Annotated in this window: 12 protein-coding genes and 4 pseudogenes; 8 read left to right on the plus strand and 8 right to left on the minus strand. The window is 63.2% G+C overall.

Annotated features, from left to right (window positions below):
- Nucleotides 1-420: 420 nt before the first annotated feature.
- Nucleotides 421-1,197 carry a hypothetical protein gene (locus AB0C34_RS23500; protein ID WP_357076757.1) on the minus strand — a complete coding sequence of 259 codons (777 nt, stop codon included), beginning with the start codon at nt 1,195-1,197 and terminating at the stop codon, nt 421-423.
- A gap of 151 nt (nt 1,198-1,348) precedes the next feature.
- Between AB0C34_RS23500 and AB0C34_RS23505 the strand changes: the two genes are divergently transcribed.
- Nucleotides 1,349-2,050 (plus strand): hypothetical protein, encoded by a 702-nt coding sequence (locus tag AB0C34_RS23505; protein WP_357076760.1) that lies wholly within the window; start codon nt 1,349-1,351, stop codon nt 2,048-2,050.
- Between the two features lie 61 nt (nt 2,051-2,111).
- Nucleotides 2,112-2,426, plus strand: a pseudogene (locus AB0C34_RS23510) (transposase); the annotation flags it as partial.
- A gap of 264 nt (nt 2,427-2,690) precedes the next feature.
- Here the strand turns inward: AB0C34_RS23510 and AB0C34_RS23515 are convergent.
- Nucleotides 2,691-3,194: a hypothetical protein gene (locus AB0C34_RS23515; protein WP_357076873.1), complete on the minus strand. Its 504-nt coding sequence runs from the start codon at nt 3,192-3,194 to the stop codon at nt 2,691-2,693.
- 465 nt (nt 3,195-3,659) lie between these two features.
- On the opposite strand from AB0C34_RS23515, the gene AB0C34_RS23520 reads away from it, so the two are divergent.
- Complete coding sequence (locus AB0C34_RS23520) at nt 3,660-4,436, plus strand: transposase (protein WP_357076763.1); 777 nt, start codon at nt 3,660-3,662, stop codon at nt 4,434-4,436.
- On the opposite strand, the gene AB0C34_RS23525 is transcribed toward AB0C34_RS23520, so the two are convergent.
- The 4 genes and pseudogenes from AB0C34_RS23525 to AB0C34_RS23540 all read right to left on the minus strand — a co-directional run bounded on the left by AB0C34_RS23525 (nt 4,423) and on the right by AB0C34_RS23540 (nt 9,143).
- Nucleotides 4,423-5,532: a zinc-binding dehydrogenase gene (locus AB0C34_RS23525; protein WP_357076765.1), complete on the minus strand. Its 1,110-nt coding sequence runs from the start codon at nt 5,530-5,532 to the stop codon at nt 4,423-4,425. The two genes, AB0C34_RS23520 and AB0C34_RS23525, sit on opposite strands and share 14 nt — an antisense overlap.
- A 989-nt stretch (nt 5,533-6,521) precedes the next feature.
- Nucleotides 6,522-7,931 (minus strand): dihydrolipoyl dehydrogenase, encoded by a 1,410-nt coding sequence (gene lpdA, locus AB0C34_RS23530; protein ID WP_357076768.1) that lies wholly within the window; start codon nt 7,929-7,931, stop codon nt 6,522-6,524.
- 396 nt (nt 7,932-8,327) lie between these two features.
- Nucleotides 8,328-8,618: pseudogene (locus AB0C34_RS23535) on the minus strand (hypothetical protein); the annotation flags it as partial.
- A 93-nt stretch (nt 8,619-8,711) separates the two neighbouring features.
- A complete protein-coding gene (locus tag AB0C34_RS23540; protein WP_357076771.1) occupies nt 8,712-9,143 on the minus strand; it encodes a cupin domain-containing protein in 432 nt (143 codons plus the stop codon).
- Between the two features lie 1,714 nt (nt 9,144-10,857).
- Between AB0C34_RS23540 and AB0C34_RS23545 the strand changes: the two are divergent.
- From AB0C34_RS23545 to AB0C34_RS23565, 5 genes and pseudogenes are all read left to right on the plus strand, one after another.
- Nucleotides 10,858-11,199 (plus strand): annotated as a pseudogene (locus AB0C34_RS23545) (transketolase); the annotation flags it as partial.
- A 166-nt stretch (nt 11,200-11,365) separates the two neighbouring features.
- A complete protein-coding gene (locus AB0C34_RS23550) occupies nt 11,366-11,548 on the plus strand; it encodes a hypothetical protein (RefSeq protein WP_357076863.1) in 183 nt (60 codons plus the stop codon).
- Nucleotides 11,545-12,000: pseudogene (locus AB0C34_RS23555) on the plus strand (YetF domain-containing protein); the annotation flags it as partial. The gene AB0C34_RS23550 and the pseudogene AB0C34_RS23555, both read left to right, overlap by 4 nt.
- A 152-nt stretch (nt 12,001-12,152) precedes the next feature.
- Entirely contained in the window at nt 12,153-12,464 is a 312-nt protein-coding gene (locus AB0C34_RS23560; protein ID WP_357076774.1) for a hypothetical protein, read from the plus strand.
- On the plus strand, nt 12,458-13,531 hold the full coding sequence (locus AB0C34_RS23565) for a sodium:calcium antiporter (RefSeq protein ID WP_357076777.1): 1,074 nt from the start codon (nt 12,458-12,460) through the stop codon (nt 13,529-13,531). The genes AB0C34_RS23560 and AB0C34_RS23565 overlap by 7 nt, the downstream gene beginning before the upstream one ends.
- A 9-nt stretch (nt 13,532-13,540) precedes the next feature.
- Here AB0C34_RS23565 and ctaD read toward each other — a convergent pair whose 3' ends face one another.
- Both ctaD and AB0C34_RS23575 read right to left on the minus strand, forming a co-directional pair.
- Nucleotides 13,541-15,304: a cytochrome c oxidase subunit I gene (gene ctaD / locus AB0C34_RS23570; protein WP_357076780.1), complete on the minus strand. Its 1,764-nt coding sequence runs from the start codon at nt 15,302-15,304 to the stop codon at nt 13,541-13,543.
- The gene (locus AB0C34_RS23575) at nt 15,301-15,777 is read right to left on the minus strand and encodes a transaldolase family protein (protein WP_357076783.1); all 477 of its coding nucleotides are present in this window, start codon (nt 15,775-15,777) and stop codon (nt 15,301-15,303) included. Before AB0C34_RS23575 ends, ctaD begins: the two co-directional genes overlap by 4 nt.
- Nucleotides 15,778-15,783: the final 6 nt, after the last annotated feature.

Consider the following 15,783-nt stretch of genomic DNA (forward strand, 5'->3'; position numbering starts at 1 on the left):
GAGTCGTCACCACCGACAAGAACCGCCGAATTCCACGGTCTCTGGTCACTCTCCGCACCCTCGACCCCACCCGGCGTTGCAAGCCTTGTCGGTCTCGTGTAGTTCACTGCCGGTGGCTTCTTGACCGGGTTGGTCATGTGCGATCCGTGATATTCCCCGTCGCCCAGCCATTTCGAGGGGTCAGGGGTGTCGAGCAGGCCGGATTCGGCGAGCGCGCATGTCGTGGCACCGGCCGGGACATAGCCACAATGGCGGTGGATTATCGCCACCAAGTCGCTGACCTCATCGCGGATGAAACATAAGCCGCAAGGGACGCGGGGCATCGGTGAGGTTGCCGACAACCTCACCGATGCCGCGGTCACCGTCTTTGCATGGGGCGCGTCCGATGGAGGCGCTGAGCGCTGCCGAGGCGTGCCGTCGCTACCGGGAGTCCTCTTGCGCCAATGTGTTGAACATTGACGGGAGCATCGCGAGCAGTGGCCGGAAGTGGGTGAGGGATTCCGGCGTGGGTTCGATCAGTGCGGCTGCGTAGGCGATTTGGCAGCCACGGCGTGCTGCGTCGGCACTACCGACCGCGAAGAGTCGGTCCACGGCTGCGGGGTCGATGCCTGCCAGACTTGCGTCGAAATAGCCGGCGAAGGCCACCAGGAAGTCGACTGGCGCACGGTTGCTCATGGCCCAGTTGTAACCTTCGGCGATCCGGAGGAATCGCTCTTCGACAGCAGTGGGGGCCAGACCGTGCCGGACCGCGAGCGCGACGCCGTAGTCAGTTCCCACTTTCTTCGCTCGGCTCCATGCGCTGGCATGCGCCGTGGGGATGTCGAGTTCGCCTGTTCGAAGCAGTTCGAGGTAGCGAGCCCACTCCCGGGCTCCAGGATTGTCGAAGTCGCTGCCGTCCGGATCGACAGCCAACGCGATTCCCCGCTCGACGCCCTCGAGAACGCCGGCGTTGACATGGGAGACCCAAGTTCCTGGCGCCCCGAGGCTTTGGTCCTGGAAGAAGGCGATGACTCCTTCCAAATTGAGCCATTTGTCGCCCGCACCCAGCGTGGCGGCTGGACCCGCGCGCAGAGCGCGAAGAAAATCGATCCGCTCGGACATCGACATGCGGTCGATCTCCTCGGCAGTGGCGTCGAGCGCCGTGGCAGCTGCTTCTGGCGTGCGGGCAATTTTCGCAGTGCTAATTGTTGTCGTCATGTCGAATCCTTGCTGGAGCGTGTTCGTGTCGTATACCGACATTTGCCGATTCGGAAGAGAAGCGGCATGTGCTGGGGGCAGGCCATACCCTCGGCCAAGTGTAGAGCGACAGGGTTGATTCCAGCAGGATAGTTTACGAAGCGGTGTCTGGATGTTGTTGGTAGACAACGTGTCAGTGGCTGGTTTCAGCTCCCCGCTGGCGGCCAGTTGGGGCAGTTATCTGGCCATTGTATGGATACGTCATGTCATGATGGTGATGAAAAATGGCGTGGTTCACTGGTCTCTACGGAGGCTCCGTGGGCAAGCAAAGCTTGAACGCTGGCCGGCGGGGAGTGAAGATCGATGCATGCTCGGTGACAGGTGGGGTGTAAGCGACAGCGAGATCATGCGCTGCTACCCCTGCGACGACTTCGTCACCTCACCCGCGCTGGAGGCGTGGCGGGGTGTGAGTGTCCAGGCACCTTCCAGAGCGGTATGGCCATGGGTCACACAAGTGAGGCTCGCGCCTTACTCGTACGACTGGATCGACAACCTGGGTCGCCGTTCACCTCGCGAGCTGTTAGATCTTCCTGAGCCGCACGTCGGTGAAAGGTTCACGACCGCCTGCGGACGCAGGCTGGGCCGGATCGTTTCGGTCGAACCGGGGAAAGAGCTGACCGGCACCATCCTGGGCGGCGTCATGTCCTACGTCCTCGTATCCGAGGGTCATGACACGACACGCCTACTGCTCAAACTGGTCATGCAAACCAACCGCTGGGTGGCGCTCGGGTTGTCCGTCGGCGACCTGATCATGGCTCGACGGCAGTTGCTCAACCTGAAGTCACTCGCCGAGCGGCACCGCGACCACAGGTGACGACGCGGCCCGCACAACGGTGGTGACAGGCCGTGCAAATGGCGGCGAGCGGGCACTGCATCTGGCCGCGTTGCCCACGCAAACAGTCATCGTTCCCGGGACCAAGTCGCCGAAACCGTGTTGCCGAACTCGCCGCCTCACTGAAAGCGATCCTGCTGCAACGCAAACAGATCGCCGAGGACATCGAGAGGATGTTCGACGACCAACCTCTTGCCAAGGTCGTGACTTCGATGCCCGGCGTCGGAGTCAGGACCGGAGCCCGCATACTTCTCGAAGTCGGCGACGCCACGGCATTCGCCACGGCCGGCCACCTCGCCTACGTCGGATCGCCCCGATAACCCACCGATCCGGCAGCTCGATCCCCGGCGAACACCCGCCAGATCAGGCAACCACAAACTACTACCGCTTCACCCACGACGGACACCGAGCCGCCATCATCCGAGCACTCCAAACGCGACTCCGAAAGCGCCGAACCAATGGGAAAAAGGTGGTCAGCGCACTTCGTCACGACTTCAAACCCAATCCATCCCGAGGTTGCCATGACCGACGGCACTCCTCGGTGAGTCGCCATGAATGTCGCGTAGGAGCCAGGCCGGCCAGGATTTGGCGCGGCGTGACCACCCGACACTGTGAAGGCACGCTACGTCTCGGCGGGATCGCTACGGCGCTTGATGACCTGCATTCCGGCACCGGTTCCGAGGAACCACCAGCCCGACGGCGGATCGGCAGGGAAGCGACCGTTCACCAACGCGATGAAGCCGTCGGCGACTTCCAGGACACGATCGACACCGATCCCACCTCGCGTTCGCGAAAATCCGTCCGATACTGCCATATCAGGCACGATCATCCACTCTCGCAGCCGATCCTCGGTGATGTCGCCTGCCGCCACAGCGGCACGACGGGCTGCGTCGGCGAACTCGCCGATCCACTCGCGCTGCTGCTCGGTCTCGATCGAGACCGAGCAGCCGCAGTCGGTGATAGCAGCAGCGACACGCCAGCATTCGACCTGCTCGCTCAGCAATCCATCCTCAATCCGGTCATGTCTGTCGGCCTGTTCGACCAGATAGGCCAGCCACACCCCGAGCGCGTCATCCAACGACCAGAAACCTCTGCCGTCGATTTCCACAAAACTGGTCCGGCTCATACCCGAACCATCTCACGAACCCCCGTGATACCGCCCTACGATATGTCCCTCAATCAGCTGCTCTCGAGTTACCGGCACGAGGCGGGCACCACAGAACCTTCACGAGACCGATGGTTCAGCCAATCCTGCTGCCAGTGGGCTGGATCGCGTTGGTCGCACGCGCTGCGATCAATACTGCTCGCTGCCCTGATAGCCGCGAGTCTTGATCTCGTCGAGCAGCTGGGTCGCATTGCTGCAGGATCAGCGTTCGGCGGGCGTACCGGGCCGCGAGTTGCAACACCTGTTCGGTGAAAGTTGTTTCACCACACTCGGAGTTGACGCGGAAAAGTCTGCGGACCTGCAACCTGATCACGACTTCGCGGCCGGTGATGGAGGTATCGGACAGCCGCCGCTGGTCCGGCAGGAGTTCTATCGATGCCTGACCGCTCGGGCTGATGCGGTGTTCGAGTTGGCCGATGCGGTGTGGTGTGCGTACGGGCCGGTAGGGTCTCTGCCGGAGTTGTCGCTAATCGGCGAACATCGCAGGGGCCACGGCAGCGTGTATCGAGCGTTGGATCGGGGCCGCATCGAGGTTGCTCGACTGCGGCGGGCGGGTCGCGGTCCCCTTGCCGCGGGCCGCCGAATATCACCAGTTGGCTCCGACCCGAAGCACATACCTGCCCGCAGCGGATGCTGTGTCACACCTACGGCCGCGCTGAGAACTCCCACCTGATGATCCCGGGATGGCCGTATCAGTGGTCTGCGCCCTGGAGACCCGGCCGCAGTTCCTCGACCGCGCCGCTGGATGCGGTGCGATGGGCACCCGGTGACGCCACCGCCACCGCCGGCCAGGTGCGCACCGTTATCGGCAACCAGATCGACGCCGGGCACCAGCAGCCCGGCGACCCCGACGTCTGGATCGTGACCGACGCCGGCTACGGCGCGCCCCGGTTGGTGTTCCTGCTGGCAGACCTGCCCGCCGCGGTGCTGGGACGGATGCAGTCGGACCAGGTGCTGCGCCGCGCCACACCTCACCAGCCTTTGGGCACGATCGGTCGCCCACCATGGCATGGCGGCGAGTTCGTCTTCGCGGGTCCACCAGCTCGTCGTCGACGCCGACGTAACCGTTCCCCGTCTCGTATCCGGTTGCGAGACGAACAACGACCGGTTGCGTGCCAGCGGATCTGTCGAGTCGGACAAAATGGCGCTGTACTCGACAAGGACACAAGAGGACCGGGTCCATCGGACTTCAGGGGACGATGAGTGCCTTGACCACCCGTTGCGCGGTGACGTCGTCGATAGCTATCTGTGCCTCGTCGAGGCCATATTGGCCGCTGATGAGTTCCGTCCACGGGAACTGGTTGGCGTAGCGGGCCATGACCCGCACCGCTCGGTACATATGCCCGACATCGCTACCCCAGCAGCCGCGGATGTCGAGGTGCTTCTGGTTGAGGTCGAGGTGCGGATTGAAGGCGGTGTCACCGACATTGGTGTACTGGCCGACCACCACGTAGCGGCCGGCATCGCGGGTAATCCGCATCCCCTCTGCGACGGCGGATGCTACTCCGGTGGCCTCGATCGTGACATCCGCCCCGCGGCCTCTGGTCATATCCCGTATCGCTTCGAGACGTTCCCTGGGAGTCGTTTCCGCAATGTCGATGACCGCGTCGGCGCCGAACCGGGTGGCCGCGCGCAATCTCACCTCCGGCCCCCCGACGACGATCACCTGACCCGCACCGCGCAACTGGGCGAGCACGGCAGCGCATAATCCGACCGGCCCGGAGCCCTGCACGACGACCGTATCCCCGAAGGCGACCTCCCCCAGGCTCACTGCGTGCAGCGCCGTCGGCATACCGCAACCACCTGCCAGGAAGGCCCGCCAATCCAGGTCTGGCGGGAGCGGAACGACATGGACTCCCGGCTTGAGGTAGATGTACTGGGACCAGCCGCCGAGCAGACCTTCCTCCGCTGAGAAGGTGACCCCATAGACCTTGCGGGACGGGCATCGGGTGGTCGCATGGCCGACGGTGCAGTACCAGCACCGTCCGCAGTTTCCGTGGACATCGAGGAAGGTCACCACCTGGTCTAGTTCCAGCGGCGATCCGTCCACATCCTTCGGCACGTCGGCGTCCGTGGCCGCAGGCCCGAGAGCGGCGATCTTTCCAACACTCACATGCCCGGGAATGATCGGGTAGGGCACGCCGGCAAGCTGCCCCTTCGACAGGTGCACGTCGGTGCCGCACACCTCACTGCCGAGCGTTCTCAGCAATACGGCACCGGGTTCGAGAACCGGCTCCGCGAATTTCCGCACCTCCAAAGGCATATCTGGTCCTGGCATCACTACTGCGTTGATAGTCATAATCGGCTTTCTAGGTAGGTCCTCTGTGTGGAATGCAGTTCGGTCACATGGTCGGGTTGCTTCGTGCGCGGGCCTGGACAGGCGATCGGTTGCCGGGCGGCGGATGCGGATGCCGCCCCGCCGTGCCACTTCGCGTGGCGTGCTGGTCGAAAGATATTGCTGACCAGCAACCTCCGGCGCAGTGGCAGCGCGGGCGGAAATAATTGTCTCGACATCCGTAGCACCCCCATAATGGGGGAAACGCCCATAGCGTACAAGCGATGCGAGCTCGCCACCCGTATGGCTGGCCTGATGCTCGCATCAGCACCGTTGCAGCGATCGAGCTCATCGGAACTCCCGCGTCTGCATGTTTTTGCGACGCCTACATCCAAGTATTGGACAGGGGTCGGCACCGCTCGGCCCGGTCCCTTCGACAGGCCACCCGCACTCCGTCGATGGGGCAGAGTCTCGGTACTCCGAGACCGACCTGGATCGCGAGCTACCCGTCGCGATCCAGGTCATCGAAGGGCCTTCTCAGACGCGGCGATTTCCCATCCTTTGCCGCGGCAACAAGTGCGGTCCGGTTTATCGCTCTAAGGTCATCTCATTCGGAGAAATGGGTGCGACGATACGGATACTCGGTGAGCATCCGACCCGATAAACCACCCGAATAGCGTTGCATCCCAGTACTGTCGAGCCGATCTGGAAGCCCGTGGCGTGCGAATCGACCGCGGTGACATGCTCGACCAGACTCCCTCATCTGGATCGAAATGGACTGCTCAGGCGACGGAACGTCCGACGGACATCACAAGCGGCTTGGCCCGCGGCCAGCAGCTTCCAATCAGGCCTCGCGGTCTGGCTTGTCAGCATGGTTTCGACCAGGACGCCGACCCAGCGTATCCGGCCCGCTGCGGGGTGTCACTGACAAGACACGCGAACCAAAGCCGCGGCCTCGGTGATAAGCCCACTTCTTCATCTGAGCCGTATGTGGTGATGCGCCTTCGGTGTGGTCAGAGGTTGATGGCGCCGCCGGTCAGAGCGTGGAAGCATTCCTGTAGTCCCTCGCCGAGCGTGGGGTGGGTGTGCACGTTGCGGGCCAGCTCGGTGGCGGTCAGATCCCAGAGTTGGGCGGCGGTCAGTTCGGGGAGTAGCTCGCTGACTTCGGCGCCGACGAGGTGAGCTCCGAGCAGTTCGCCGTGGGCAGTGTCGGCGATGAGTTTGATGAAGCCGGCCCGTTCGCCCAGGCCGTGCGCTTTGGCGCTGGCCTGCATGGGAAACGTAGCGACTCGAATATTGCGGCCGCTGGCGCGGGCCTGGTTTTCGGTGTAGCCGAAGCTGGCGACTCGAGGTTGGCAGAAGGTCACGCGTGGCATCATGCGATAGTCCAAGGGAATGGTCGGGGAGCCGGCGATAGTTTCGGCGGCGATGACTCCTTGGGCTGAGGCGACATGGGCGAGTTGCATTTTGGCGGTGACGTCGCCGATTGCGAAGATGTGGGGAGTCGAGGTGTGCATATAGTCGTCGATGTCGATTGCCCCGTCTGTTGTGAGGTGCACGCCGAGCAGATCGAGGCCGAGGTTTTCGACGTTGGGGCAAAATCCGATACAGATGAACGCGCGGGCGGCGTCGACCGAGGTGGTGTGGCCGTTGTGGTCGGAGTGGGTGACGGTGATGTGGTCGCCGTGGTCGATCACCGAGTCCACCCGGGTGTTGGTCTGGATGGGGATGCCGCGGCGTCGGTACTGGCGGGTCAATTCCTTGGAGACGTCGGCGTCTTCGTTGGGGAGTGCGCGGTCGGCGTACTCGAGAATTTGGACGTCGACGCCGTAGCTGTTGAGGATGTAGGCGAATTCCATTCCGATTCCGCCGGCACCGATGATGATGATGGACTGGGGTATTGTTGCGTCGAGGATCTGCTGTTCGTAGGTCACGATGTTGTCGCTGAGGGTGACCCCGGGCAGCATCCGCACCCGTGAGCCGGTGGCGATGATGGCGTTGTCGAAGCGGAGGCTGGTGGTGCCGCCGTCGCGTAGCTGTACGTCGAGTGTGTGGGAACTGCTGAAGTGGCCGCGGCCGTCAATTTTGGTGATCTTGTTTTTTCGCATCAGGAAGTGCACGCCCCGGACCCGGGCGTCGGCGACTTCGCGGCTGCGTGACACGGCGCGGGCGTAGTCGAGGTGGATGTCACCACGGATGCCGAACTCGTCTGCCTGATGAGTCAGGATGGAGGCGATCTCGGCATTGCGCAGCAAGGCTTTTGACGGAACGCACCCAGTGTTGAGGCAGACCCCGCCCCAGTAGCGTTCTTCGATGATCGCGACAGTCATGCCGAGTTGGGCCGCGCGGATGCCGGCGACGTATCCGCCCGACCCGGCGCCGACGATCACCAGGTCATACTGGCGGGGGACTGATGTGCTCATCGCTCGGCGCCTTCCTGTGGTGATGAGTAGAGCGGCTGTGTCGGTTCATCTCTCAACGGTGTGCGCCGCCGCTGTATTGAGTACTGTGTGCACGAAACCGGCTTGGGCGCAGCTATTTGGTTTGGTAGCTTTCCCTACAGCCCAATTCTACGAAACAATCGTGCGCTCATAGCCGGTCAGACGCGACTGCACAGCATCGATCAGTAATCACGCCATCTCCTTGTCGGAGATAATCGACGGGTCGACTGTGGGGCGCGATTGCGCGAGCGAACCACGACTCGCGAAGTTCAGTATCGCCGACGACGCCCATCGCGCCGTGGGCCCGTGTCTCATCAGAAACCACCCGCCTGTTCGGCGGCCTCCGTGGGGGTGGAATAGCTGCCGTTCGCCAGCGGTGAGCATCAAACAATTCGCCGCGCCAACGGGTTTCGGCCGCCAGCCGGTCAGAAGCAAGACTCCCAGGGTCGCTTCGGTGGCCGTGGCAGTCCACACAGTGGCGGTCAACGACCATCCAGCAAACGGAACAAGCTGGCGGGCATAGTCGGCGAAGGCACCCATGCTTCCCCAGCTACCCTGCGCGATCGGCCTCGACCAACCGAATCGGTCGGCAACAGCGGACAGAAAGGCCGCCGCGAGCGACAAGCGTAGTGCGATCCGGACAACCCGGATAGCGCTCGGCGTCTGCATGGCCCTCCTGCTGTGTCGTATTGCGGACACAGATAATGTCTTCAAATTATTGGTGCCAACGGTGCGAACATCTTGCATCGTCAACGCGGCGGTTCATTTTTCGGCGGTGTCGTCCGTGGTGAGCGGGCCGTCTCCGGTATCGAGCAGGAAGACTGCGAGTAATTCAGCGGGTTCGGTGGTGCTGGCATTTTCACTGACCGCGTGGTGCGCGCCGGGGGCCTCACTCCATGTCTCACCGGCGTGATAGACGCGTGCAGGTTCACCTTCGACTTGGCTGCGGATCGTTCCGGAGATCACATAGGCCATGATGAACGCTGATTTCGCGTGGTGGTGAGATGCGCTTTTAGCTCCGGGTGGATAGCTGACGGCCACTGCTGCAACTGATTTGCCCGGAATATTGCTAGGTTGATTGAAAACTATGCGGACAACCGGGTTTTGGCCCGAATTCTGTTGCGCTGGCTCGAAATGGGAACACGCGACCATCGTCGCAATAGTCAGTGCGGCGAGTGGTATTTTTAGTACCATTTTTTAGCCTCCTTCCCCTCGGATGTCTCGACGATCAGCTGATGTGATCGCACAATTTGGGACGACCCGCGCGCGTGCGATGTCTACTCACGACCAGGATGGCGCAGCTATGTAGTGGGGAGTCGCCCGTTGCCACCGACAATGTCGGTTCCACACATTGATCGTCGGCCACGGCAATGAGCAGATAACTCCGGCGCGTCAGATTGAGACGCGTAACCCCGCTCGGGCTGCCACATCGAGTATACGCCCGCGACTGTGTCATGGGTCACATCGGTTTAGGCGCCGGTCGGATCGGAAGAGTGACAGAAAGGTGGGCAACAACACGCAGCGTCGAACACAACGGCGGCCCGGCTGTCAGGCGATCTCGATCCCCTCGCCGGCGCGGCCGCTGTTTCAGTAAATTCGGCCCGTCCGAGGTTCCGCGGTCCGAGCTGTCAGGTGGGGTGTCGGCCAGGCGGCAGTGTGGAATCTATTCCTCCCGCGGCAACGACAGGCCAACAGCCAATTCGCTCGGCTGAAGCGCACCGTTGATCACGTCGATCGCAGTCCATCGGTACGGAGCGTGTATCATATACGCGACGGCTTTCAGCAGTTCATGTTTTGGCCGGCCGGGCTTCTGGTTCGATCAGCAAACGGTGAATTCCTGATGAACGACATCACGCTCGGCTTTACTCTGTGGTTGCTAGCGCACGCGATCGACGTAACCCGCAAACAGTCGACCCTCGCCAGCACAAACGGTTCTACGTCCCACACAACACTGTGAAAACCCGCCAACGCGCCCTATACCGCAAGCTGCGGCGCGCAGGACCGTAGCGCGGCGGTTAATCGCGCGCGCGAGCTAGACCTGTTGTAACCCACCTGCACGACCTCCCACAGCCGTCGGACAGGTCGTGAATGGTGTTCGCACGTGAGAACGCTTCGTAGTTCACCCGGGTGGATAGGTGGTGGGGGTGATGAACATTCACCCCGCCTGGAGGAAGCCTCGTGGAAGAACAGACGTCGGCGGGATCATGTCCCGGCCGGCAGAGCGTAGCCCGTCCGCCGCACGTCTTGTCGACCGGATCGAGGACCGGCCGATGAAAGGGAAGTGGGCGGCCGCCGACGTTCGGGGAAGCCGGGAAGGGAACCAGGACATGCTTGCAGACTTCGAGGCCGAAGAGATTATCGGCGGCGACGGGGCCGCCATAGGGCTGAAGGCCGCGGTTGAGGTCGTATACGCGGGCGGCGGCACGGTGCAGGCCGCACGTTCGACAGCTCCAGTCGGCGATACTGGTCGCGAATCCGACAGGCTGGCGTGGTCACGCCCGACGAGGTGGCGCCGATCACTTTTTCCGGCGACCAGAGCGAGCGCTATGGCCCGGTGTCGGCACCGCGGCAGTGCGTAGCGGAAACCCGCTCGTGGGTAACCGTGTCGCTGTTCTCGCCGGGGTCGGCCACCTTGCTTTCGCCCCACAGTGCCAGTTCGTAAGCGCCAGGCAGTGGCTGACCGACAACGCCGACCTTCCCACGTACGCCAAGGTCCGATCGTCGGTGTCACCCACACCAACTGGCGTTCATGCTCGGTGCGGTGCCGTACCGGTATGGCCCACCACGCGGGTCGAGGTTGAAGTGACCGCGATCCGCCCGGCCAGCAACTAACCCGCGTGATGCCCAGGCCGCATCGACTCCGAGGAGGCCTTCCGTTGAGTGAACTCGCCGCGATCGAGGCATCGACATGAGGGTTATCGAGCAGTTCGCTGCGCGGCTGCGAGCCCACGCGATCCGGTGCAGCACCGCCGTCGGCTCGCAGCATCCGAACTCGAGCAGCACGGCCGCCGACCTGACGGCCGTGCTGCTCGCCCGCAACCCGCAGTACCACTGGAACCGGCCGGACCACCTGGACAATGATCACTTCATCTTGTCCAAAGAACATCCGTCTGCGCTCCTGTATGCGGCGTTCAAGGCCGCCGGCGTCATCACCGACACCGAACTGGTATCCGGCAACCGCCAATTCGGCTCCCGGCCGCAGGCCCATCCGGCACCGGTAGTGCCGTGGGTTCACGTCGCCACCGGCTCGCTGGGCCAGGGCATCGGCAACGGTATCGGCGTCGCGCTCGCCAGAAAGGACCTGGAGAAGTCGCAGTGGTACGCGCGACGCGTCGAAGTCTTCGGTGCCCGAGCTATCACTCTCGACGGCCACAACCCCGACGCAATCGACCGCGCCCTCACCGCGGCGCGTGGCCATGGACGGGGACGTCAGCGACTCTACCGGCACCGCAGAGTTCGCCCACCAGTATCCCGACCGCTACTTCGAAATGGTCATCACCCAGCAGCGACTTGTCACCTCCGCGGTCGGATTCGATGTGCAGCAGTACATTTCGTTCGTGTCGACCTTCGCCGCGCTCCTGACCAGGTCACACGCGTGAACCGGATAGTTCACGTGCTGATCGGTGATCTGTCGGTTCTGCTGGACGCGGCGATCAAAACGTCGGCATTGTTCGTGACGGCGATTCTGTTTCGGTTTACCGGACGACGCACCCTCGCCGAATTCGCGCCGTTCGACTGGATCGCCGCCGTCGCTGCCGGTGCCATTGTCGGTTGTGCGGCCACCGCCTCCGACATCTCGTGGCTGGCGGCGACCGTCGCACTGGTGTGCCTTCTGGCCACCCACACGGTCCTGACGCGACTGCGCTTAATTCCTGCCTTGTGTCGGTTCATCGATCCGCCACCGATGGTCTTGATCAGCGACGGAAAAGCGAACCTACGCAACCTCCGTCGTTGCGGGCTGACCGCCCGTGATTTGGAGGTAGTGCTCCGCCAGCACGGTCATCCCAACGCTGACCATGTTCATCTGGCAATCCTCGAAGCCAAAGGGTCATCTCTGTCTTGGCCACAGGAGCAGTGCCACCGCCGGCGCCCGGCTGCCACGGTCCGTGAGGCCGACCAGGTACCGCGCTTGCCCGTGAACCTACGAACCCCGAACGAGCCAGGGCTGCCTGGATTGATGACTACAACCACGCGGGAGCACGAATGAGTGACATCATCAGAGGTTTTCACGGACGGCGCACCGAATCGCGCGTCGGTCTGCCACCGGGTCAGCACCCGACCGCGGGCTTCCCTGTGCTGCAGGCAGGACCGATTTCGCACATCGACCTCGACAAGTGGCGATTCACGATCCGCACGGAGTCCGGCGCCGAACAGAGCTGGACCTGGGCCCAGCCGCACCTGCTGCCCAAAGCGCGGGTCGATATCCGCTGCGTCACCTCACGGCCCGAGTTGGGAACCCGATGGGACGTTCCTTGGCCGTGGCGCCTTCAGCGCCGACGGGACACTCGGTGTTGAGCGCGTCACCGGTGTGGTTGCTGGTGGTGATCTTCCTAGGTGCGGCCGGGGCGATCTGGATTGCGGGTATCCAGCTGGCGGATCAAACGGACGTGCTGACGATACGGCTGGGCCTTGGCTCTGCGCTGGGCGGCCTGATCCTGCTCGCGATCGCCACCAACTTGCCCGAACTCGCAATCGTGGTCAGTGCATCCGTATCGGGCAACGTCGGTGTCGCGGTGGGCAACATCCTCGGCGGCATCGCCATCCAAACGGTGGTGCTGGTGGCCCTGGATGCCTTCGGCGTCCGCGGCGTCAGACCGCTGACGTATCGGGCCGCATCGCTGGTGCTGGTGCTGGAGGCCGCACTCGTGGTCGCGGTGCTGGCCATCGCCATCGGCGGCACGCAGATGCCCGGCACACTGATCACGGTTCGGCTCACGCCGGCACCAGTGCTGATCCTGATCGTGTGGGTGCTCGGCCTGCTGCTGTTGCAACGAGCCGAACGCTCATTGCCCTGGCACGAGTCGGGCCAACCCCCCGACGGCCAAGAGCGGCCACGCGGACACTGCACCGACATGACCGAGCAGCGGGCCACCGCCCAAGGGATCAGTACGAGGAGGTCGGCGGTGGTCTTCGGCGTCGCCGCCGCCGTCACACTGATCGCTGGCGTCGTGCTCGAACGCGCCGGCGATGCGATCGCCGATCACATCGGTTTGTCCGGAGTGCTGTTCGGCGCCACCGTGTTGGCCGCGGCGACATCGCTGCCCGAACTGTCAACGGGCCTGCGGTCGGTGCGCCATGGCGACTATCAGCTTGCCGTGTCGGATATCTTCGGAGGAAACGCCTTTCTGCCTGTTCTCTTCCTGCCGGCGACGCTGCTGTCTGGGCATGCCGTCCTGCCGGCGGCCCAACGCACCGACATCTATCTCACGGCGTTAGGGATCGTGTTGACTCTCATCTATGCGGCTGGCCTGCTGTTTCGGCCCCGCCGCCGCATTGCCCGGCTGGGGGTCGACTCGCTGACCGTGCTGATCGTGTACGGGTTGGGCATGATCGGACTGTTCACCGTCTCGAACATGGGGTGAGCAGGCCGTTCATCCTCGACGATGGTGTGCCCGCGGCCCCCTTTTCAGCACCGCTGCCTCGTCGATCCTGGTGATGTCGTCGAGGGCGCGTCCGACGTGCGCCTCTGTGCGCATTCGGTCCACCATGTGTGGGTAGTGCAGTTCGAATGCGGGCCGCTCCGAACGGATTCGGGGTAGCTCGGTGAAGTTGTGCCGCGGCGGTGGGCAGGTCGTCGCCCACTCCAAGGAGTTGCCGTAGCCCCACGGGTCATCGACGGTGACCGGCTCGCCGTAGCGCCAGCTCTTGGACGCGTTCCACATGAACGGCAGCACCGAGGCACCGAGGATGAACGCGCCCACAGTCGAGACGATGTTGAGCGTGGTGAACCCGTCGGTGGGCAGGTAGTCGGCGTAGCGGCGCGGCATGCCAGCCGCGCCCAACCAGTAGTGCACCAAAAACGTCGCGTGAAAACCGATCAACGTCAGCCAGAAGTGCAGCTTGCCCAGCCGCTCGTCGAGCAGCCTGCCCGTCATCTTCGGAAACCAGAAGTAAACGCCGGCGTAGGTGGCGAACACGATGGTGCCGAACAGCACGTAATGGAAGTGCGCTACCACGAAATAGGAGTCGGTGACATGGAAGTCGAGCGGCGGGCTGGCCAGCAGCACCCCCGACAGGCCGCCAAGAAGGAAGGTTACTAGGAAGCCCACCGAAAACAGCATCGGCGTCTCGAACGTCAACTGGCCCTTCCACATCGTGCCGATCCAGTTGAAGAACTTGATACCGGTGGGCACCGCGATCATGAACGTCATCAACGAAAAGAAGGGAAGTAGAACGGCGCCTGTCGCGTAAAGGTGGTGCGCCCACACCGCTATCGACAGCGCCGCGATCGACACGGTCGCATAGATCATTCCGATGTAGCCGAACAGTGGTTTGCGCGAGAACACCGGGAGGATCTCGCTGATGATGCCGAAGAACGGTAACGCGATGATGTAGACCTCGGGGTGGCCGAATAACCAGAACAGATGCTCCCACAACAAGGTCCCGCCGCTGGCCGGATCGAAGATATGCGCCCCGAGGTGGCGGTCGGCGGCCAGACCGAACAGCGCCGAGGTCAACAAGGGGAACGCGACGAGCACCATGACGCTGGTCACCAGAATGTTCCAGGTGAAGAGCGGCATCCGAAACATCGTCATTCCGGGAGCGCGTAGGCACACCACCGTGGTGATCATGTTGACCGCGCCCAGGATGGTGCCCAGCCCACCGACGATCAACCCCATGATCCACAGGTCCCCGCCTGGGCCCGGCGAGTGGATCGCGTTCGCGAGCGGTGTGTAGGCCGTCCAGCCGAAGTCGGCCGGACCCCCGGGGGAAATAAAGCCGCCCAATGCGATCAGCGCACCGAACAGAAACAGCCAGAACGACAACGCATTCAGCCGTGGGAACGCCACGTCGGGCGCGCCGATCTGCAGCGGCAGTATCAGATTGGCGAATCCGAACACGATCGGGGTGGCGTAGAACAGCAGCATCACCGTGCCGTGCATAGTGAACAGCTGGTTGTATTGCTCATTGGACAAGAACTGCAGCCCCGGAGCGGCCAATTCCGCGCGCATGAACATCGCCATCAGCCCGCCGATGAAAAAGAAAGCGAAGCACGCGACGACATACATCATCCCGATCAGCTTGTGATCGGTGGTGGTTACCAGCTTGTGGAGCAGAGCGCCTTTTGCGCCGCGCCGCGCCGGAAAGGGACGCCGGGCCTCCAGTTCGCCGATCAAGGGTGCGTGGCTCGTCAATGGACTGTTTTCCCTCTGCCGTGTGCATCTTCGGCGGTCGCCGGTGCTGTGGGATAGGCGTCGAGCAGTTGCCGCCAGGACGCTTCGAACTTGGCGACGGCATCGTTTTCGAGCACGCTGAAGACGTCCTCCAGGTCGACGCCGACTGCGGTGACATGCCCGAGTGCTGTTCGGGCACCGGAAACTGTGCCCGTGACGAAGTCACCGGCGATGACGCTGTGGTCAGCGAGGGCCTCCAGTGCTTTTTCCGGGATGGTGCTGACGATGTGTGGTGCGATCAGCTCGATGATGTACCTCGTGTCGGAATAGGCGGGGTACCGGAAAATCGAGGGGTTGGTGTCGACGGCGACGACGTTGCTGGTGTCGATCATCTGCTCCGAATTGGCGGAAGTCAGGCGGTCGCGGGACAGGTCGTCCGGCCACACAAGCACCCCGGCCGCTGACAGCGCAGCCAGGGCGGGCTTCTTGGTCATCGCGCG

The organism is Nocardia sp. NPDC049220, from assembly GCF_040647855.1.
Lineage (GTDB): Bacteria > Actinomycetota > Actinomycetes > Mycobacteriales > Mycobacteriaceae > Nocardia.